The sequence below is a fragment of the Proteus sp. PR00224 genome (assembly GCF_016238105.1).
GTDB lineage: Bacteria > Pseudomonadota > Gammaproteobacteria > Enterobacterales > Enterobacteriaceae > Proteus.
Genome location: NZ_JAEHQU010000001.1, coordinates 490,978 through 512,108, shown reverse-complemented (window position 1 = coordinate 512,108; position 21,131 = coordinate 490,978). Strand labels below are relative to the sequence as shown.

The window sequence follows — 21,131 nt, the reverse complement described above, 5'->3', positions numbered from 1 at the left end:
AATAATCTGATAATGAGGAGTTGCTATGTACAAGACAATTCTAGTACCTGTTGATATTTCAGAAGATGAGTTAACGACTAAAGCCTTACAACACGCTGTTTATATTGCTAAATTAGAAGGCGCAAAACTGCATCTTTTCCATGCTATTCCTGATATTTCACGTTTCTCTATTAGTTATAGTTACCATTATGACATGCTCAGTTCTTTTGCAAATAAAGCACTTGAGCGTGTACAAGAACAACTGCAAGAATTAGCTAATGGTATTGATTTGCCAAATGAACAAGTTGAATTTTCAGCTGTATTTGGTTCTGCAAGAGATAAAGTTTTAGAGCTGGCTGAAAAAATTAATGCTGATTTAATCGTGATTGGCTCACGCCGCCCAAGTATTTCGACACACCTATTAGGCTCCAATGCATCAGGTATTGTCGCTTATGCTAAACAATCTGTTTTAGTTGTTCGCTAAAATTTTTTATAAAAGTTAAAAAATAGCCTAAAACCCCTAGATTTTTTATTTAGGGGTTTTTTATTTTTGCATTTAAGCATTGCCATTTTAAATTGATTTGTGCGTGTGATTGCTTATTAAAATAGTGATAGCTATTTGATGATGCGATTTAAAAACAAGAATGGATATTTATCATTGTATTGTACTTTCCTATGCCAATATTTATGGCTATCCATCGATAAAATTGATCTACTTACTGCCTAAAATATTTTATTTGTTCATAATAGTATTGAAAGATAATAGAGCGAGAAACGAGCTATGCTGATAAACTTTATATTAGCAATGGCTCGTTTTTGATTAAAACTAAGGCATAGTATGGATAATGAGATAATGGCAGAGTGCACAGCCATTTCACAAGATAAACAGCGTGAAATTACCAAGTTATGTATTCAAACTGCGTTGTTGCTATTGCAACATGGCGCAGAAAGTATGCTGGTTGAACAGCTTTCAACCCGTCTAGGTTTAGCTTTAGGTGTACATCAAGTCGAAAGCGCAATTTCTGCTAATGCAGTTGTATTAACCACGATTGTTAACGGGCATTGCCAAACATCAACACGAAAGATAGTCGACCGTGGCATTAATATGCATGTTGTGACAGAAGTTCAGCATATTGTTATTTTGGTTGAACATCATCTTGCAGATATTCATGAAGCCAGAAAACGCTTTGAGCATATAAAACCATTACGTTATCCTCGTTGGGCGATTATTTTTATGGTTGCCTTATCTTGTGGTTGTTTCTCTAAATTGAATGGTGGTAACTGGGATGGCTTTTTAGTTTCTGCCATTGGTGGTGGTTTTGGTATGTTTGTACGCCAAGCATTAACACATCGCCAAATGAATCCATTAATTAATTTCTGTATTACGGCATTTGTAGCAACTTCAGTTTCAGGTCTATTATTAAAGCTCTCTTATTTTCAAACTACAGCGACTATTTCAATGGCTGCCAGCGTCTTATTGTTGGTTCCCGGATTTCCTTTAATTAATGCTGTCGCTGATATGTTTAAAGGGCATGTTAATACTGGCTTAGCGCGTTGGGCAATGGCAACAATGTTAACATTGGCAACCTGTCTAGGTGTTATTTTAGCCATGGCAGTATGGGGGTTAAGAGATTGGGCATAATAACGATAATTCTTACCCTGATTGAAGATATGATTTTAGCTGCTATTCCTGCGGTCGGTTTTGCAATGGTATTTAATGTACCTTCAAGGGCATTAAAATATTGCGCATTATTAGGTGCAATAGGCCACGGCTCTCGTACTATTTTAGTGATGAGTGGTATGAACATTGAGTGGTCAAGTTTTTGTGCTGCTATTTTAGTGGGGTGCATAGGTATTCAATGGTCACGCTGGTGGCTTGCACACCCTAAAGTCTTTACTGTTGCAGCGGTTATTCCTATGTTCCCTGGAATAAATGCATATATAGCGATGATCTCAGTGGTGAAGTTAACGCAAATTGGTTATAGCGCGGAAATTTTTGAAGCTTTAGTTACTAATTTCCTTAAAGCTTCATTTATTGTCGGTGCGCTCTCTATCGGGCTATCCTTGCCGGGATTATGGTTGTATCGCAAGCGTCCGAGTGTATAAAAGCTTATACGGCGTGTTGTAGCGAATTTAATGTAATATCTAGCTCATTTTTGTCGGAAATAATAATTTGAATTCGTAATTTATTCTCAGATTCTAAACTGGCATGCGCTTTAACATCTTCGTTATTCGCATGCTTTTTTGTTATCTCGACTAATTCGTCCATCAAATTCAGCATATTCTCATTCATTTTTAAATTTCTCCAAATCATTGATGGAGTAAACCATAGCAAATCCCTTTTGCGTTAATGTCGAGAATAACGGCTTTTTCTATCACCATTCACGCTTATTGTTTTATTTTTTATACAAAAAATAGCAAGAAAGATTGCCCAAAATAAATCAAAAAAAGGTAATATTAGGCAAAATAAAAATAAGATTATCAGTTGGTTATTAAAGATAATTCTTATTGGGTTTAATAAAATAAAGAGTAAGGCAGATACCACTTTGAGAAAAATATTACACTATACCGCGGTTGTGTTGGGTTTATTTGTTATTGCGCTAAATGTTCAAGCACAAGCCCCTGAAAATTTCACCAAAGCGAAAGAGATAGCAAAAGAACGTATTTATTATGATCAAAATCAAAAATCGCAAGGAACGATTTATTGTGGTTGTGATTGGGAATGGGTAGGGAAATCGGGAGGTCGCGTTGATTTAGCCAGTTGTGGTTATCAAGTGAGAACACAGCAAACAAGAGCGGCTCGTATTGAGTGGGAACATATTGTTCCAGCATGGGTTTTTGGGCATCAACGTCAATGTTGGCAAAATGGAGGTCGAACTAACTGTGTGAAAAACGATCCTGTTTTTGGCAAAATCGAAGCCGATTTACATAACTTAGCGCCATCTATTGGTGAAGTTAACGGTGATCGTAGCAATTTTAGTTTTGGACAATTACCCGCTCAAGCACCTTATCAATATGGGCAATGCCGTAGTCGTGTTGACTTTGCTTCTCGCACTTTTGAACCTCGGAATGAAGTCAAAGGCCAAGTGGCAAGAGTTTATTTCTATTTACACGACCGTTATAACCTCTCAATGTCACGTCAGCAACAACAGTTATTAATGGCTTGGGATAATGCTTATCCACCAACCGCATGGGAAAAAGAACGTGATAGCCGTATTGCTCGTATTGTTGGATATCATAATCCTTTTGTAACGGGTGAAATGAAATGGCAATTAGGGCATAAAAATAGTGGTGCAGGATTATCTGCAACAAATAGTACGCCAGTGACTAGAGCCAAAGTGGAAACACCGAAACAAGCCAGTACACCACAATCGGGAGACATTAAGGGTAATGTAAATAGCAAGATCTACCATTTTGCACATTGCTCAGGTTATAAAACAATGTCAGATAAAAATGCGGTTTTATTTAAAACAGAGAGTGAGGCCATTAAGGCAGGTTACCGTTTAGCTAATAACTGTAAACAGCCTTAATCGTAATTATTTAGATTACATCCAACGACGAACGTGGCGACAATATTGTTGCCACGCTTGTGGAAATAATTCACTTAAGATTTTCTCTTCACGCACTATCGTATAGCGATCAGTAATAAAGTAAAACGCAATTGCCGCGCCCAAAAATCCCCAATTACCAAAAATAAAAAATAACCCAATACTAATATCTAAGAAACCGAGATACATAGGATTGCGACTTATTTTATAAGGGCCACTTATTACTAATTGTCGAGGGGTGTGATTGGGGTTAGGAGAGGTTTTTTGTTTAATAAAAAATGAGAGGCAATAAAAAAGCCAGATCCCTGAAGTCGTAATGGTGAGCAAACCGAGGTAAAAAAAGAAGCCCATTTTGAGAGAGCCAGAGTGAAGTTCAAAACCAATAAATGGAATTAGGTTAAGTAATAACCAATAAACAAAAGGTAATCGCAAGAAACTCATTTACTTCCCCCTAAAATAACACTTAATTGTTGTTTTTATGTTAAGTCCATCTCGTTATAAATCATTTCAGTATTGAAAATATTTTTCTTTTGTCATTATACTGTCATAAAGCTTCGTTAATTTTCACTCTAACTCCATGATGGGGAATATGAATGACAGAAGCAATGGAAATATCTCGTTACTCACAGAAAACCGGCAACAACCGTTCATTGATGTTTAATGTTCAGGATTGTGACCGGTTTTTTTGTTTTTTGCGACTAAACAGGGTCTGAAGGGGACTCATCGGTAAGTGAATGGAATATAAACAGAGATGTCGATGACTTTTTGAAGACTAACAAGGATAAATTCCACTATGAGTAGACAAAAAGCAGCAACACGTTTACGCCGAGAAAATAAACGCACCTCACGTAAAGAGCAACGTAATGGGGCACATCGAGATAATGTTATGGTCTTACCAGGATTTGGGGATATCAATACAATTGGTATGGCCAGAGAAAAGCGTGATGAGAGGGTGTTATCTCCTCGCAACGAAGCACAACGCCAATATATAAATGCAATTAAACATCAGAATCTTATTTTTGCCACAGGGGAAGCGGGCTGTGGTAAAACCTTTCTCAGCGCTGCAATGGCTGCCGATGCTTTAATTAATAAAGAAATAGAACGTATCATTGTTACTCGACCTGTGTTGCAAGCTGATGAGGATCTTGGTTTCTTACCTGGTGATATTGCTGAAAAGTTTGCACCCTATTTTCGTCCTGTCTACGACGTATTAGTCAAACGTTTAGGCGCTTCATTTTTACAATACTGTTTAAGACCTGAAATCGGTAAAGTCGAAATTGCGCCTTTCGCTTATATGCGAGGCCGTACTTTTGAAAATGCATTTGTTATTTTAGATGAAGCGCAAAATGTGACGGTAAATCAAATGAAGTTATTTCTAACTCGTATGGGTGAAAATGTTACCGTGATTGTCAATGGAGATATTACCCAGTGTGATTTACCCTCAAATGTAAATTCAGGATTAGCAGATGCTCTTATTCGATTTGAAGCCAATAATCGTGTAGGCGTGATTAAATTTATGCAAGAAGATTGTGTACGCTCTACATTATGCCAACATGTATTAGCTGCTTATAATGATTAAATAGAGCATGGGAATTTTTGTATACATTTAAAAAGGCTGCATACTAATGTGGCCTTTTTATTTGTTGATTTTCCTTGATGTGATTTATCTTTTTTATTAATTGTGGAATATTTAATTTGAATAAAAAATTCCAAAATAAATTAATTCATTTATAGATATTCTTTTTATGACTTGTTATTAATAAATTAATTGTTATTGTTCTTTTGTTTATGATTTTTTAATTAGATAGTAATGCTAAATATTAATACATTTACATATTAACTAAGTATGGTTATGAATCTAATTTGACTTAAGTCACAAATTTAAAAAAGCGGATAAATTCATTTGTTGGTTTTTTAAATTATGGCTAATATCAAATTGACTAGGGTCTAATTTCATCACCTTTAGTTAATGATGGCAATAATAGTAGCTTATTTTTGCTAATTAAATATTTGTCTATTCTTGGGGTTATATATGCTTAAAAATAAACTCCCACTGTCATTATTATCAGTGGCTATATTGTCGACGTCGGCATTTGCTGCAACCAACAGCGCTGGTGGAATAATCTCTTTCTCTGGTGCTATTAGTGATACCACCTGTACAATTAATGGAGGAAATAGTGCGGACTTTTCTATTTTATTAGATCCTATTACCGTAACGGATGCTGGAACAACGGCGAGTACTGTTATTGCCAAAAACCAAAAAGAGTTTGCTTTGACATTCTCTGATTGTGCTCCTGCATCTACGCCAAGTGGAAGTAATTTAAAGATACATTTCTCATCTGCAAATACCATTTCCACCAGTGGATTATATTTAGTCAATGATACCGCTAATGAAAATGATCCATTAGTGGCAAAGAATGTTGGCTTTAGTTTATCAACACCTGCGGCTCCAACAGTTGCTATACCACTGAACGCAACCTTTGATACAGGTATTAAAGGCGATAAAACAGCGCCAGATTCAGATACTCTGCGTTTAATTGCCAGTTACTATAAAACAAATGCGACAGCCGCTAAAACAGGGCCAGTACACTCTAACGTTATCTATACTGTTTCTTATTTATAATATAAAAAAACCAGACTCAATATTGGGTCTGGTTTTTTAGGATGTTTATAATGAAAAAGTTAATCGTTTTTTTAATGGCATTGATATTACCAACGAGTGTATTTGCTAATATTATTATTAATGGTACACGAGTTATTTATTATGAAGGAACCGATAGTGTTAATCTTCAGTTAACCAACAATGGTGATTTAGCTTCACTTGTGCAAAGTTGGATAGATGATGGTGATATAAACTCCACACCTGAAGATGCAAACTCTCCTTTTTATTTATATCCACCAATTGTAAAAATAGCAGGTAGGCAAGGTCAGACATTAAGAATAAAAAATTCTAATGAAAAATTATCAGGAAATGTTGAACGGGTATACTATTTAAATATTCTCGATATTCCAGAAAATGCCGAAGCATTAAAAGGAAAAAGCTATTTGCAATTAGCGATGAAAACACGAATTAAAGTTTTTTATCGTCCTAAAGATTTAACTGATAAGCCAGAACTTGTTAATGAGAAAATAACTTATCAATTAAATGGTGATAAAGTTTTAGTTAAAAATAACTCACAGTATCATTTCACGATAGCCTCGATTTCTACACAAGAGACACCTCGTGTTACGCTTGTCGATTCTGAAATGATCCCTCCGTTATCTTCTCGTGAGTTACCTTTAATTAATAAATTAAAAAGTAATTCCGCTGTTGTTATTTATGTTGATGATTTTGGTGTTTATAAATCACAGAATATTAAACTCTAATAGAGATAACATCGTGAATAATTCAAAATACCTCTCAGTTCTTATTTTTTTAGGAATACAAAATTATACTCAAAATCTGTATGCAGAGGGATTTGACACATCTTTATTAGTTGGAAAATCAAAGCATGGCGATATTTCACGATTTTATATTGATGATAAAGTACCTGAAGGAAAGCAACTTGTTGATGTGTATGTCAATCAGGTGTGGAAAGGGCAATTTGAAGTCAATGTGCTAGGAAATAATACAGGGATTAGTTTTGAGTCGGATGATGTAAATAAGTTAGGTTTAAATCTATCTTTGTCGGCAAAGCAAAAAATAGCACAGCAAAAAACAATTTTATCTAATGAATTGGCGACGGGAGTTGCTTCAACATTAGATATTAATAAATTAAGACTGGATATCACAGCACCTCAGATTTCTGTTAAACAATCAGAAGTGGGATATGTTGATCCCAGTTATTGGGAACAAGGTATTTCAGCACTGATTTTATCTTATAATTTAAATTACTATAACTATAAAGAGAAAAAAGGGAATAAGAGTAATAACGAGAGCTTTTTTGCCAATATTAATTCAGGAATTAACTTTGGGGCATGGCAGTTTAGAGACGAGTCTAACTACACTTATTATTCTCATGGTAAAAGCCAATGGAAAAATAATACTCGCTATATCTATAAAGCATTAAGCCAGATAACAGCAGGATTAACGATAGGTGATTTTTATACACCAGCCGCACTCTTTACCAGTATTTCATTTAGAGGCGCTTCATTGGCAACCGAAATGGGAATGCTACCTAATTCAAGTCAAGGGTTTGCACCTATTATTCGTGGCGTTGCACAAACAAACGCATTAGTGAGTGTTTATCAAAACGAAAACTTAGTTTTTCAAGAGAATGTGCCCCCTGGTGAATTTTCTTTTCGTGATATTCAGCCAACAGCTGGTGGTGGTGATCTGTTAGTGGTGGTTCAAGAAGCGGATGGCAGAAGAGAGTCATTTACTGTGCCATTTTCAGCCGTTCCCGATATGCTAAAAGAAGGTGTATATCGCTATAACGTGATGGTGGGGGAATCACGTATTAATAATACCGATTACCGACCTAAATTTGCGCAAGGTGAATTTCATTATGGACTAAATAACCTTGTTACGCTTTATGCAGGAGGAATTGCCAGTGAAGACTATTATTCGGCATTGATTGGTAGTGGTTGGAATTTCAAATTTGGGGCGATTTCTGCCGATATAACTCATGCAAGTGCAGATCTACAAACAGGCAAAAAAACAGGGCAAAGTTTTCGTCTTGCATATAGCAAATATATGGATGCCACACTAACTAATTTAACACTGGCGGCTTATCGTTACTCTACCCGTGATTATTATAGCTTTGTGGACTCAATTTACTCTCATGATAATTACCAAGCTTGGAAAGATTATCAAAATGATCTTGCTCAACAGCAGGGAAATAATAATGCTGCATCTGATTTAGATCTCACAACATTTGATGCACTACGCGGCTCTAGAGCAAAAAATACGTTTACCATAAACCTTAATCAATATTTAGGCGGCCAGCGAGGTGTTATTTTCCTTTCAGGAACGCATCGAAATTATTGGAATACTGATGAGAGTAATCGAGAGTATCAATTAGGTTATTCAAATAACTATAAAGATATTGCTTATAATCTTTCGGTATCAAAATTAAGAAATTACGATAATAAAGAAGAAACTCGTTATTATTTAAACGTCAGTGTGCCCATTTCATTCTTTGATAAAAGAGCAAATATTAATACTTCGGTTTATGCCACTGATTCACGCTATCAGCAATCTACATTGAGTATGAGCGGAACAGCAGGTAAAGATGACTTGGTTAATTATACCTTAACAGGCTCTAATCAGACGGGTGGGAATAATTTAGTCGGTGCTAATGTGAGCTATCGCCATCCTTATAGCACTTTATCTGCCTCTTATACTGAAGCAAATAATTATCGTCAAGGTGGACTGGGAACCCGAGGAACTATTGTTGCTATACCTAGTCATATTGCGTTTTCTGGGGATACTGGAAAAACTTATACTATTATTGAAGCGCCTATGGCGAATAATATGATGGTTAATGGGAATAAAGCGACATTAACCAATAATCAAGGTGTTGTTTTAGTCGCGAATACGATCCCTTATCGAACGAATACTTATATATTAACAAATACAGAATACCCATCGAATGCAGAAGTTTTAGGAAATATAACGCATGTTACGCCTTATTTAGGTGCTGTTAATCATCTCACATTAACCACGGATCAGCGCAAAACGTTCATTATCAGAGCTTCTTTAGAAAATGATGAAAGCTTACCTTTTGGTACTGAAGTTTTAAATAATAAGAAACAGAGTATCGGTTATGTTGGGCAATCGAGTGTACTTTATTTAAAAAGTGATGCGTTACCTTCTTCTGTCTCGATTAAATTAAATGAGGCAGGAAAAACAGAGTGTGTGATTAATCATTTAGTTAATACGATGGATAAAAATAGTAATATCTGTCGATAAAGGAAAGTCTTATGAAATCATCTGCCTTTATATTTTTAATGCTATTAGGAACAATAAGCCAGCAGGCAATCGCTAACTGTAAACCCGATAGCACTATTACTGCACCCAACGTTAATTTTGATTTATCTGCGGATTTAAATAGTACTTCAACAACGATCACAAAATCGAGTAGAACAACATTTCCAGGTACATATAAATGTACAGCAAGAGGATTATTATTTCCTAATACAGTAGGTATCGCTTCACCTTTTAATGATGGACGGACGGGAACAATTGGTTTTAATGGTGGTAAGCAGTTTGTTTCTATTACGTTAACGTCATTAGAAAAAGATAACGTAACGAATATTCCAGCGGGAACACATCCTGCTTCAGATTTAGATACTAACTTTACATTGAAATTTACGTTATTAAGTAGTAAACCTTCGACCAACTACACTGAAGTCAGTGGCAGTACAGCAATTGTTACACCCGTTATTTTAGCCTCTGATGCATCAAGTTTGGGGCTTGTTCAATGGTTATTGAATATTGTCACTAAATTAGTTCAATTTTTATTAACGTGGCAGTGGCCGGTTGATCAAAACGATATTTTCTTACAACCAATGCAAATTACATATAATCCTGTAATGACAACATGTAATTTTTCTAATGCAGGTTTAATTGTTTCATTGCCGTTAATTAGCGTAAAAGATGCAAAAACGGTAGATAAAGCAGGATATACCCCTTTTACATTAAATTTTACATGCCAAGATTTTTTGAGCGGTTCAAAAGCATCACGTAATATTAATATGTTTTTATCAAGCCAGAATTTATTGGCAACGGATAAAACCGTATTAACCAACACAACAGCACAAGGTGCAGGTGGTGTTGGATTCCGTGTCGTAAAAAGTGATAACACCGCAAGCCCGCTTATTTTATCTGACAATATTAATACACAAGGTAGTGCGACTAGTATTTTTAGTGTTAATCAAGGTGGCACCATATCCTCTGCATTTTCGATAAATATGGGCGCTTATTATTATCCTTATAATATTAATTCAGTCACTCAAGGAAAAATGACAAGTGCGGCAACACTTGTGATGTCTTACGATTAATAAGCCATAAAAAATGGAAGCGAAAATGAAAGGTGTTTTAATTCTATTATCCATGTTGATAACACATTTTACTTATGCAAGTGTGGTGCTTGAGCGCACTCGTTTAATACTTTCTGCCGATAAATCGATAATATCGTTGCAAGTTTTTAATCGAAGTGAACAGCCGACATTAATACAGAGTTGGGTAGATGAAGGGAATATTGCGTCCACACCAGAAACGACAACAGCACCTTTTATTGTTATTCCACCTATGGCAAAAATAACTGCAAATGGTGGATTACAATTAAAAATACAACAATTAGAAAACAGGTTACCCAAAGATAGAGAATCTGTTTTTTATTTAAATGTATTAGATATTGCACCTAAACCAGAAAATAAAGAAAACCTCAGTACATTACAATTAGCATTGCAAACACGAATTAAACTTTTTTATCGTCCAGCACAACTTAAGTTAACCACCGAGGATGTTTTTAAAAAAATAGGGATAACTCATAATGGAGAATATTTAGAAATAAATAACCCTACAGCTTATTACTTTACAATTTCGAAGATGTATTTTAATGATAAAGAAGCACTATTAACAAATGCCATTATGGTTGCTCCTTTTGCAAAACAGCACATTCAATATCAAAAGCAAACTGATATGAACCAAGTAATTACTGTTATCTATATCGATGATGATGGAAACTATCAGCAAGATAAGAAGAATATACATTAATTATATTTGTATAATAAAAAAGGCCGCATATTATTAATGAAATTAATATGCAGCCTGTACAGTCAACGATTAGCCTTTAATTTATCGCTTAGCTTACATCTTCGTTATCCATAACATGGTGACGTTCAGCATGATAGCCTTCTTCGTCATAACCAAAACGCCAATAAGGAACGGCATAAATCAAGCTACGATCGTAACCATTATCACGACGAATATGGCGTCTTAATGCACGAATAATTTTGTCTTCACCTGCAATCCAAAATGCCACATCTTCAGCAGGTAATTCCCACGACATAAATTCATTAATTAAGTTTTGAGTTTGTTCTTCAACAGAACCAATTAACCAGATTATCTCTAAGCCACTAGGACGTTTAATTTCTTGGCGATGCGTTTCGTCTTCTACTCGTATAACGACTTTCCCTTGAACATTAGGCTGCATGGCTTCAATTAAAGCCATTAAAGCAGGTAATGAACTTGGATCTGCTGCCATATAGTAATGTGACGCTGGTGCTAATAAAGGCTCAGGGCCACCTGGATTAGTGATCCCAATATAGTCGCCTTGCTTAGCATTTAGCGCAAAATGAATAGCGGGGCCTGCATCGTTATGTACTGCAAATTCAATATCTAACTCTTTTTGTTCAGGGCGAATAGCGCGAACACTATAAGTACGTACAATCGATCTTGGTTCACCTTCAGGCCATTTAGGGCCTTTTTCAGAAAAGCCTGGGACTGTTGGTTTAACTTGGCCTTCTAAAGGTAAGAATATTTTTAAATGTGCCCCCGCAGTATCTGCTGGGTAAGTATTTAAATCATCACTCGTAAAGGTGATACAACGCATTCCCGGTGTAACATCAGTAATGCGCTTTACTTGAACTAGGCGAGGAGGCGCTGGTTTATAAATACTCTTTTCTTGAGGTGTTTTTTTGTTACTCACGTTTTTTTACCTGACTCATTTAATTGTTTTATTGACGTAGATATTATCATTTTCAATTAATAATGATAGTCATTATCAAAATTAACGTTGATTTAGTAAACGAATGCGTATTTTTTACTTATGTCTAGTGATTAGGTTCAAATTAACAATAAAGAAAAAAACTTAAAAATCAATGTAATAAGCTTAATGTAATAACTCTAAGGCATTAATTAAAAAGTCAGAGATAAATAAAAATACTAAATTACAATACAGAGGGCGGTGAATTGGTGCTCTTTTTTTAACGAAGGAATATTTTCAGATGGTTGTAACAAAGGAAGGAAAATCAATTAATACAGTGAGTAAACTTAATAGTAGGTATACTCACTGTATTGTCATATTAATTCAGCACTAGATTAAGCTTTTGGATCTGGACCAAATCTGTTGTCACCTTTAGTACCCTCAAGGCACATAAAGACAAAAACAATTAATCCACCAACAGCAGGAATAAATGCAAGTAAGAACATCCAACCTGATTTATCTTGATCGTGGAAACGACGAATAGTCACTGCAAGACTAGGTATGATAATTGCTAAAGAATAAATACCTATAATAATACCTGCAATTGAACCTAGTGAACTCATTTCACCTGTATTCATATCTACTGATGAAATTAAAATAGCGTATAGAACAGTAATAATAATGGTATTTACTAGAGTAAACATCCAATATTCTTTTCTGCGAGCTCGGCCTGAAAAGTTAGCGTAATTATTTTTAATGACTTCCAAATACCAATTCATGACTTCATCCTTAATTTAGTAGCAACAATACGTAAGCCTAGTGTAAGAGATCTTTCTTAGCAATTAAGATAAATCTAAATTATCAAAATATGTATTTTGAACAGATATTATCCATATCCACACTTTTAATAGGGTGTGGATTTAATTCTTGAATTAATCATATGAGCATACCTGAATGACACATTCAGCGTGTCTTTATAGAATAATACAGATATGGATCCTCTAGGCGCCGATATCATAATTACTTTGGAAGCCTAATTCAACATTCATTCTATCTTATTTCTAGAGAAGAAGGCTTTTTATAGGATTATTTATATTTTTATTTATCGTAATACATGCATAAAAAAGATTTTATCTCTTATTGTTAATCAAAAATGATGTATTTAAAATGATTTTATCAAGGAGTTTGATTTAAATTTAGTTAATCATGGAAGAATAAAAATATTTGTTTTTGTATTTTCTTTTATAAAAAAATTATTTATATAAAATTAGCTGTTAAAAGAGCATTCTAATAAGAATAGGTTAAGTTTTAATGACATTACACGGTAACCCACTATCTTAAGTAAAGAAAGGGCTGAAGATAACTTCAGCCCTTTCTTTACTTCATTTCTATTTTATAGCTTACCGTATTCGGCGCTAGTTAATTATATTGCTGTATGTACTTTGCCTTTACTTGACTTTCATTCCGGCTAACGTCATTAAAAAACGGAAGAGGGAAGACACAGCAAATAAGGCTAAAACACTACAAAACCAAATTGTAATCAACCATCCCCATTTTTTTAATAATGAGGGTTTACTTTGTATTTGTGGATCAGTGATAACCTTCTTCATAATTTGTTTTTCCTCTGAAAACGTAATAACTCCAGAATGTGTAAACGAGAATAATTGGAATAATAAACAATGCGCCAACTAGCATAAACCCTTGACTTTCTGGTGGTGCAGATGCTTCTACAAAACCAATTGCAGGTGGAATAATGTTAGGCCAAATGCTTATCCCTAATCCTGCAAAGCCTAAGAAAATTAAAGCCAGCGCACCAAAGAAAGGAAGGTAATGTCCTTGTTTTTTCACTGAGCGTAAAATTAACCAAGTGCTGTACAACACTAAAAGAGGAACAGGTAAAAAGAAGAACAGATTTGGTAATGTGAACCAACGTTCAGCAATTGCAGGTTGCGCTAATGGTGTCCATGCACTGACGGCTGCAATGACTGCAAGCATAATGAGTGTGAGAGGTTTAGCGACCTTATATAGACTCTGTTGTAAATGACCTTCGGTTTTCATAATCAGCCAGCCACATCCTAATAATGAATAGGCGATAACTAATCCAAATCCACAAAAGAGTGCAAAAGGGGATAACCAGTCAAAATAGCTACCCGCAAAGGCGCGATTAACAACCGGCAAACCTTGAACAACGCTACCCACGACAACACCTTGCATAAAGGTGGCTAAGATAGAGCCAAAGATAAATGCTTTATTCCAAAAGCCTTTATGACTGTCATCTGCTTTAAAACGAAATTCAAAAGCGACACCACGGAAAATTAATGCGACAAGCATTAAGGTTAAAGGCATTGCCAAGGCATCAAGAATAACCGCGTAAGCTAATGGGAAGGCACCAAATAATGAAGCTCCACCTAGGACTAACCATGTTTCGTTACCATCCCATACAGGGGCAACAGTATTCATCATTAAGTCACGATCTTGGTCACTTTTAATAAATGGATAAAGCATACCGATACCAAGATCGAAACCATCCATTACGATATACATTAACGTACTAAATACGATAATGATGAACCAAATAACTGGTAAATCAATTCCCATGATGAACCTCCGGTGTACCTTTACGGATTAGTTTTAACATATAGGCATATCCAATACCGAATACAGACCCATAAACAACTAAGAAGATCAGCAGGCTTATACTCATATGCATTTCGCCATGTGCAGATACGGCATCTCGTGTTCGTTGTACGCCATAAACAACCCAAGGTTGACGTCCTACTTCTGTTGTAAACCAACCAGCAAGAATAGCGATAAGACCCGAAGGCGCCATTAAGAAAGTTAAGCGTAAGAAAGCTTTAGATTCATAAAGTTTCTTTTTATATCGCAGCCAAGTTCCCCATACACCAACTAAAATCATTAACATCCCAAGGCCAACCATAATGCGGAAAGACCAGAAGACGATAAGTGAGTTTGGTCGATCTTCTTTAGGAAACTCTTTTAATGCCGGAACTTGTTTTTCTAAGCTGTGAGTTAAGATCATGCTGCCAAGATAAGGAATTTCTATCTTATATTTCGTTTCTTCAGCATCCATATCAGGCACACCAAAGAGAATTAACGGTGTTGCTTCTCCTGGTTCATTTTCCCAGTGACCTTCAATAGCGGCGATTTTAGCGGGTTGATGTTTTAAGGTGTTTAAACCATGAACATCTCCAATGAGTGCTTGAATTGGTGCTAAAATTAAAATTATCCATAAAGACATTGAAAGCATTTTTTTCATTGCAGATGTTTTATGGCCTTTGAGCAGATGCCATGAAGCAGATGCAGCAATAAAGAAGGCGGAAGCAAGGAAAGCTGCAACACCCATATGAGCAAGGCGATAAGGGAACGATGGGTTAAAAATAACGGCGATCCAATCTACCGGAACGACTTGATTATTTATAATTTCAAATCCTTGCGGTGTTTGCATCCAGCTATTTGAAGCCAAGATCCAAAACGTAGACATTAATGTACCTAATGCCACCATACAGGTTGCGAAAAAGTGAAGTTTTTCACCTACTTTATTCCAGCCAAACAGCATCACACCTAAGAAACCAGCTTCTAAGAAGAAAGCGGTAAGTACTTCATAAGTGAGTAGAGGGCCTGTAATTGAGCCAGCAAAATCAGAGAAAAAGCTCCAGTTGGTTCCAAATTGATAGGCCATAACCAAACCAGAGACAACGCCCATAGCAAAGTTAACAGCGAATATTTTTGACCAAAAATGGAATAGCGCTAAATAATCCTTATTGCGAGTTTTTAACCATAAACCTTCCAATACGGCTAAAAAGCTAGCCAGTCCGATCGTAATTGCGGGAAAGATAATATGGAAAGAAACTGTGAACGCAAACTGGATACGCGCCAAATCAAAGGCACTTAACCCAAGCATAAAAACCTCGTTTTATTGATATAAAAATGTAAATTGCAGGTAAAACGTGTGGATTAGTAGACCATATGACAGTAAGCTATAATAGTGACAATAAGTTTAAAAATGACTATAACAGTTTTGAGGTAAACAGTTTTATATGACTCGATATGAACAGCTTGCATCGCAAATACGCCAACAAATTGAAGATAATATCTGGCAATCTGGCGACCGTTTACCTTCATTGCGGGATACGGTGAAACAATCAGGTTTAAGTTTAATGACTGTTTTACAATCGTACCAGTTATTAGAAAGCCAAGGATGGATAACAGCGCGACCACAATCAGGTTATTACGTTGCACATCGTAATAACCGTTTCGGTCAAGTAACCGCTAGCAAAGGGCTACACATGAGTGAAAATGTTGAAATTAGCACCTCTATTTTCAATGTACTTCAAGCGTGTAAAGATCCTGAAATTATTCCTTTTGGTTCCGCTTTCCCCGATCCCAGCCTATTTATTCAGCCTAAATTAAGTAGCGCATTGGCTTCTGCTGCAAGGCATTTAGCGCCTCAAAGTTCAGTGATCAATCTACCACCGGGAAATGAAAAGTTACGCCGTAACATTGCGCAACGCTATGCATTACAAGGAATTCATGTCTCTCCAGATGAAATTGTGATTACTGCTGGTGCAATGGAATCACTCAGTTTTAGTTTGCAAGCCGTTACCGAACCGGGTGACTGGGTCGTGATTGAATCACCTGCATTTTATGGTGCATTACAAGCCATCGAGCGTTTACGATTAAAAGCGATTGCCATTAGAACAGATCCAGTAACAGGAATTTGTTTAGATGAACTCGAAAAAGTGGTTGAGCAATACGATATTAAAGCCTGTTGGTTGATGAGTCATTGTCAAAATCCATTAGGTGGAACAATGCCTGATGAAAATAAAATAAAGCTGGTGGATATATTAGCGAAGAAACAGATAACGCTAATCGAAGACGATGTCTATGGCGAACTCTATAACAGCCAGAAAGCACCTATGCCAGTAAAAGGTTTTGATAAAACAAATAGCGTTTTACATTGCGCTTCTTTTTCTAAATGCCTTGCACCGGGATTTCGTGTGGGTTGGGTTGCAGCTGGAAAACATGCAACAAAAATACAGCAGTTGCAAATGATGAGTACAGTATCTGCGAGTATGCCAACACAACAAGCTATTGCCGATTATTTGTCACAAGGTGGCTATGATACGCATCTTCGCCGATTAAGATTATTATTAGAACAAAGGCGTTATCGTATGTTACAAGCGATACAAACGCATTTATCAGAAGATGTAAAAGTGAATATTCCATCAGGAGGATATTTTCTCTGGTTAGAATTTGAATCAACATTTGATGCGAATAAACTCTATCATTTTGCATTAGAGCGAGGTGTCAGTATTGCGCCAGGTTCAATGTTTTCCACCAGCTCTCAATTTAATCATGCATTTCGTTTAAACTCTTCTTTTCAATGGAATAGTCGTACTGAAAAAGGAATGGAAATTATTGGAGAAGGGTGCAGAAAATTACGACGTAAATAGCTGACGCCAGCGCACATTTTTAAAAGTTAACTATTGATTTATTGACGGTAATCTCCAATGATTGATCCCTAACCTCATTATCAGACTGATAGCCAGATATTGAAGGAGGATACAATGAAGCTACGTTGTTTTGATCAACAAGAGTTACCGTTTATATCATGGAATAATCAAAAAGGCACAACGCAAGAAATTGTGTGCTGGCCAGTTAATAATGATTTTTCATGGCGAGCGTGTTTAACCTCTATCGAAGAGAATAGCTCATTAGGACAGTTTCCTGACATTGAACGGCAAATAGTGCTATTAGAAGGTAATGGCATCAATTTAAATAGCCCTGGTTTTCTTAATCATTCCGTTACTGACTCTTATCAGCCTTTTGATTTTTCAGGTGATATTCCTGTTAAATCTGAACTTATTAAAGGCAGCGTAAAGTGTCTAAATATTATGGTGCGTCGGACATGTTGGAAAGCAGAGACGACCTTAATAACACAACCGCTTATTTTACCTAGTTCTCATGCAGGGTTAATTTATGTCACTCAAGGTGAATGGACTTTAATTGGCGCGACTTGCCAGAGTTTATCAAAAGGACAGGGGGCTTGGTGGTTACCTGATATTCGAGAAGGTGAAATAAGACCGTTAACCGCAAACTGTCAATTATTATGGGCAGATATTCGACCACTTAAATAGAGGGCATTCTTGTGGTCAAATTCTGATTAGAATAATAAATAGTGCTTAGGATTAAGGCTAATTTAAAGCCAGATTAATTGCTGCAAATGTGAGTAATCCACCCGCGATGCCATCGTTATAGCGGCGACGTTTTTCACTTAAACCGCCTTTTAAGCCAATATAAGCAAAAAAGGTGCCGAGCAAACCATAAATAATTAAGCAAGTCGTGATAAATATCCCAGATAACAGCAATGATTGTGTTGCGATATCATTATGATTATCAATAAAGTTTGGTAAAATAGCGAGATAAACTAATAGTCCTTTAGGATTAAGAAAACTGGTTAAAAAACCTTTACGAAATAAGTGTGAGGTTTTTGAGGCATTGAGGGCTAATTGACCTTTTTTGCAGGCGGATATCAACATTTTGACTGCAAGATAACTGATATAAAACACACCAACCCATTTGAGTAAATGAAATAAAATGGGTGGTGCTGACACTAAGGCGGCAAGCCCTAATGCGCTTAGTAATGCATGGGTTAAATAGCCTGATATAACGCCAGCGTTGGCAACCCATGCAGATTTCATACCGCCTGATAGCCCTTGAGATGAGATAAAAAGAATATCGGGCCCAGGTGTGCAGATAAGCGGTAGAACCGTTAATGCGAATAATAATAAAGTGTTAAATTCCATCTTTTCACCTGATAGAGATAGTTTAAGAGAAATATCGTTTTTGCTGTGAAATTTAGCGGAAAGATTATATGATGTTTTCGAAAAAATCGGGTTGCTTTGTTGCTAACAAAAAGAATTAATTGGCAATAAAATTCCATAAATAGAATTAAGGTTAATCTTTGATGTCAATAAAATTAGATAAGATAGATAAACATATTTTGCAGGTGCTTCAACGTGATGGCAAAATCCAGAACATTGAGCTGGCAAAAGAGGTTGGACTCTCACCTTCTCCTTGTCTTCGTCGCGTGCGTTTACTTGAAGAATCTGGTGTGATCACTCGTTATGTTGCTGTATTAGATGGTAGTAAGGTTGATGCAGGGTTATCTTTATTTGCAAGAATTTGGTTTAGAGCACAAGATGCTGAAACTATTGAAGAATTTGTAAAGGCTATCAAGGTATTACCTGAAGTGGTTGAGTGTCATTTAATGGCAGGCGAATGCGATGCGCTAATTCGAATTGTGACGAAAGATTTAGCAACGTATCGTCGCTTCCATGCCGATTATTTAACACAAATTCCAAGCATCCAAAGTATAAAAACAGAAGTACCAATGGAAACGGTAAAAGTGAGTTTTGCTTTGCCACTTTAATTTTCTAAACAGTTAGGTTTAGTTGATTTTAAATTATCACACGATATTCTTAGTCGAGAAAGCCTCTAGTTAAAGTTAACGGAGGCTTTTTTATAACTATAAGTTAAATTATCCAGCTTTTAATAAAACGATATATTTCTGGTGTATAAAGCAACATACAAATAAATAATGATGCACCAATAAAATAGATATCAAATGACCAAGTACATAAAGAGACGATAATTAACATTAATATTGTAAGAGTGACGATACAAAGTCTGATCTGTGTAAGAGTTATTTGACCTGCACACGATAATAACTCACCAATTAACTCAAAAAAATCGGACATCTTACTTCCTTAAAATAAATCCATTTAATAGAATTAAGTATATTAGGCTTATTTATTACAGTCTAATTTTTTATCTTTAAGTTATTTTACTTATATTGTTCCGTGTACTCTTGTAATAATAGAGCTAATAAGTAGCTCTATTATATTTAATTTCCTGTTTAGATTATCAATAAAGAAATTTATTTTTTTTGAGATAAATTGGAAAATTCTTTTGTTACAATCTCTGTGGCTTTCACAATAATATCTTTACGGTATTTTGCATCTTGTTCTTGTTGTGTGAAATAGACCACTAAAATTAATGGTGCATGGTTTTTAGGCCAAATAACGGCGATATCATTAGTCGTACCATAATCACCACTGCCAGTTTTATCCCCAACAATCCAGTGTTTTGGTAAACCCGCTTTAATACTGTGATCACCTGTTGTATTGCCTTTTAACCAAGTAACAAGCTGTTGACGTTGAGATTGACCTAATGCGTCACCTAATGTCAATGCTTGAAGGCTTTTAGCCATAGCAATTGGAGAAGTCGTATCACGAGGATCACCATGAATTGCTGTATTTAATTCAGGCTCTTTACGATCTAGGCGATAAGTTACATCATTAATTGAACGTGCAAATTGAGTGACTTTGGCTGGACCACCTAAATAATCTAAGATTTTATTCATTGCTGTATTATCGCTATATTGCAACGTAGCAGCACTTAATTGAGCTAAAGACATTCCTGTTACTAAATGTTTTTCTGTAATAGGGCTGTAAGCAACTAAGTCGGATTTTTTAATTGTAATATTCTTATCTAATAATCCCGCTTGTTTTTCACTCTCTTTTAAAACTGCCGCAACAGCCATAACCTTACTTGTACTTGCCATCGCAAAACGTTCTTCACCGCGATATGTTATTTGTGAATTATCTTCCGTGTTGATTAAAGCAACACCTAAACGACCTTGGCTATATTTTTCAAGCGTACTTAATTGCTCTTCAATCGTATTATTGGTGTTAGCCCATAACATTGGAGATGCCAATAGAGATATTAATGAAACTGCAATCGTCGCTGTTTGGCGAAATGTTGTTTTAAACATAGTCATTGTTGCTCATATTAAGTTAATAAAGAAAATATCAATATAAATAGACAGTTATTGAGTAGATATAGAGCCGTTTATTTATGAGGTGCAATATCCTATTTAATTGATTTA

The 21,131-nt window shown here is 35.7% G+C and carries 23 protein-coding genes; 13 read left to right on the top strand and 10 right to left on the bottom strand.

Going from position 1 to position 21,131, the window contains the following annotated elements; all coding sequences use genetic code 11:
• The first annotated feature begins 25 nt into the window (after nt 1-25).
• From JEP71_RS02400 to JEP71_RS02390, 3 genes are all read left to right on the top strand, one after another.
• Entirely contained in the window at nt 26-463 is a 438-nt protein-coding gene (locus JEP71_RS02400) for a universal stress protein (protein ID WP_088495397.1), read from the top strand.
• A gap of 354 nt (nt 464-817) precedes the next feature.
• Nucleotides 818-1,621 (top strand): threonine/serine ThrE exporter family protein, encoded by an 804-nt coding sequence (locus JEP71_RS02395; protein ID WP_198619946.1) that lies wholly within the window; start codon nt 818-820, stop codon nt 1,619-1,621.
• Complete coding sequence (locus JEP71_RS02390) at nt 1,612-2,085, top strand: threonine/serine exporter (protein WP_198619947.1); 474 nt, start codon at nt 1,612-1,614, stop codon at nt 2,083-2,085. Before JEP71_RS02395 ends, JEP71_RS02390 begins: the two co-directional genes overlap by 10 nt.
• A gap of 4 nt (nt 2,086-2,089) precedes the next feature.
• Here the strand turns inward: JEP71_RS02390 and JEP71_RS02385 are convergent, their stop codons facing one another.
• Nucleotides 2,090-2,272, bottom strand: a complete 183-nt coding sequence (locus JEP71_RS02385) for a hypothetical protein (protein ID WP_064720096.1) — start codon at nt 2,270-2,272, stop codon at nt 2,090-2,092.
• Between the two features lie 253 nt (nt 2,273-2,525).
• Here JEP71_RS02385 and JEP71_RS02380 point away from each other — a divergent pair, with 253 nt between their 5' ends.
• Nucleotides 2,526-3,509 carry an endonuclease gene (locus JEP71_RS02380; protein WP_232797457.1) on the top strand — a complete coding sequence of 328 codons (984 nt, stop codon included), beginning with the start codon at nt 2,526-2,528 and terminating at the stop codon, nt 3,507-3,509.
• Nucleotides 3,510-3,524: 15 nt separating this feature from the next.
• On the opposite strand, the gene JEP71_RS02375 is transcribed toward JEP71_RS02380, so the two are convergent.
• Entirely contained in the window at nt 3,525-3,968 is a 444-nt protein-coding gene (locus JEP71_RS02375) for a methyltransferase family protein (protein ID WP_198619948.1), read from the bottom strand.
• Nucleotides 3,969-4,320: 352 nt separating this feature from the next.
• On the opposite strand from JEP71_RS02375, the gene phoH reads away from it, so the two are divergent.
• From phoH to JEP71_RS02345, 6 genes are all read left to right on the top strand, one after another.
• Nucleotides 4,321-5,106, top strand: coding sequence for a phosphate starvation-inducible protein PhoH (gene phoH / locus JEP71_RS02370; protein WP_198619949.1), 786 nt, complete (start codon nt 4,321-4,323; stop codon nt 5,104-5,106).
• Between the two features lie 453 nt (nt 5,107-5,559).
• Complete coding sequence (locus JEP71_RS02365; protein ID WP_100160253.1) at nt 5,560-6,150, top strand: fimbrial protein; 591 nt, start codon at nt 5,560-5,562, stop codon at nt 6,148-6,150.
• Nucleotides 6,151-6,200: 50 nt separating this feature from the next.
• Nucleotides 6,201-6,893: a fimbrial biogenesis chaperone gene (locus JEP71_RS02360; RefSeq protein ID WP_198619950.1), complete on the top strand. Its 693-nt coding sequence runs from the start codon at nt 6,201-6,203 to the stop codon at nt 6,891-6,893.
• 13 nt (nt 6,894-6,906) lie between these two features.
• Nucleotides 6,907-9,420 (top strand): fimbria/pilus outer membrane usher protein, encoded by a 2,514-nt coding sequence (locus JEP71_RS02355; RefSeq protein WP_332872258.1) that lies wholly within the window; start codon nt 6,907-6,909, stop codon nt 9,418-9,420.
• Between the two features lie 11 nt (nt 9,421-9,431).
• Complete coding sequence (locus tag JEP71_RS02350; protein ID WP_198619951.1) at nt 9,432-10,511, top strand: fimbrial protein; 1,080 nt, start codon at nt 9,432-9,434, stop codon at nt 10,509-10,511.
• Between the two features lie 25 nt (nt 10,512-10,536).
• On the top strand, nt 10,537-11,229 hold the full coding sequence (locus JEP71_RS02345) for a fimbrial biogenesis chaperone (RefSeq protein ID WP_232797456.1): 693 nt from the start codon (nt 10,537-10,539) through the stop codon (nt 11,227-11,229).
• An 88-nt stretch (nt 11,230-11,317) separates the two neighbouring features.
• Here JEP71_RS02345 and JEP71_RS02340 read toward each other — a convergent pair whose 3' ends face one another.
• The 5 genes from JEP71_RS02340 to JEP71_RS02320 form a co-directional block, all read right to left on the bottom strand.
• On the bottom strand, nt 11,318-12,163 hold the full coding sequence (locus JEP71_RS02340) for a siderophore-interacting protein (RefSeq protein WP_198625693.1): 846 nt from the start codon (nt 12,161-12,163) through the stop codon (nt 11,318-11,320).
• Nucleotides 12,164-12,555: 392 nt separating this feature from the next.
• On the bottom strand, nt 12,556-12,939 hold the full coding sequence (locus tag JEP71_RS02335; protein ID WP_198619954.1) for a DUF805 domain-containing protein: 384 nt from the start codon (nt 12,937-12,939) through the stop codon (nt 12,556-12,558).
• A 669-nt stretch (nt 12,940-13,608) separates the two neighbouring features.
• Nucleotides 13,609-13,770 carry a DUF2474 domain-containing protein gene (locus tag JEP71_RS02330; RefSeq protein WP_109372179.1) on the bottom strand — a complete coding sequence of 54 codons (162 nt, stop codon included), beginning with the start codon at nt 13,768-13,770 and terminating at the stop codon, nt 13,609-13,611.
• Entirely contained in the window at nt 13,751-14,758 is a 1,008-nt protein-coding gene (gene cydB, locus JEP71_RS02325; protein WP_198625692.1) for a cytochrome d ubiquinol oxidase subunit II, read from the bottom strand. Before cydB ends, JEP71_RS02330 begins: the two co-directional genes overlap by 20 nt.
• Nucleotides 14,748-16,082 carry a cytochrome ubiquinol oxidase subunit I gene (locus JEP71_RS02320; protein WP_198625691.1) on the bottom strand — a complete coding sequence of 445 codons (1,335 nt, stop codon included), beginning with the start codon at nt 16,080-16,082 and terminating at the stop codon, nt 14,748-14,750. The genes cydB and JEP71_RS02320 overlap by 11 nt, the downstream gene beginning before the upstream one ends.
• A gap of 136 nt (nt 16,083-16,218) precedes the next feature.
• On the opposite strand from JEP71_RS02320, the gene JEP71_RS02315 reads away from it, so the two are divergent.
• Together JEP71_RS02315 and JEP71_RS02310 are read left to right on the top strand one after the other, a co-directional pair.
• Nucleotides 16,219-17,634 carry an aminotransferase-like domain-containing protein gene (locus JEP71_RS02315; RefSeq protein ID WP_198619958.1) on the top strand — a complete coding sequence of 472 codons (1,416 nt, stop codon included), beginning with the start codon at nt 16,219-16,221 and terminating at the stop codon, nt 17,632-17,634.
• 114 nt (nt 17,635-17,748) lie between these two features.
• Nucleotides 17,749-18,318, top strand: coding sequence for a HutD/Ves family protein (locus tag JEP71_RS02310; RefSeq protein WP_198625690.1), 570 nt, complete (start codon nt 17,749-17,751; stop codon nt 18,316-18,318).
• Between the two features lie 57 nt (nt 18,319-18,375).
• On the opposite strand, the gene JEP71_RS02305 is transcribed toward JEP71_RS02310, so the two are convergent.
• Complete coding sequence (locus JEP71_RS02305) at nt 18,376-18,987, bottom strand: LysE family translocator (RefSeq protein ID WP_198625689.1); 612 nt, start codon at nt 18,985-18,987, stop codon at nt 18,376-18,378.
• Nucleotides 18,988-19,148: 161 nt separating this feature from the next.
• Between JEP71_RS02305 and JEP71_RS02300 the strand changes: the two genes are divergently transcribed.
• Nucleotides 19,149-19,613: an Lrp/AsnC family transcriptional regulator gene (locus JEP71_RS02300; protein ID WP_023582027.1), complete on the top strand. Its 465-nt coding sequence runs from the start codon at nt 19,149-19,151 to the stop codon at nt 19,611-19,613.
• Between the two features lie 103 nt (nt 19,614-19,716).
• Here the strand turns inward: JEP71_RS02300 and JEP71_RS02295 are convergent, their stop codons facing one another.
• Both JEP71_RS02295 and bla read right to left on the bottom strand, forming a co-directional pair.
• A complete protein-coding gene (locus JEP71_RS02295; protein WP_198625688.1) occupies nt 19,717-19,941 on the bottom strand; it encodes a hypothetical protein in 225 nt (74 codons plus the stop codon).
• 179 nt (nt 19,942-20,120) lie between these two features.
• Nucleotides 20,121-21,017 (bottom strand): class A beta-lactamase, encoded by an 897-nt coding sequence (gene bla / locus JEP71_RS02290; protein ID WP_198620031.1) that lies wholly within the window; start codon nt 21,015-21,017, stop codon nt 20,121-20,123.
• Between the last annotated feature and the right edge of the window lie 114 nt (nt 21,018-21,131).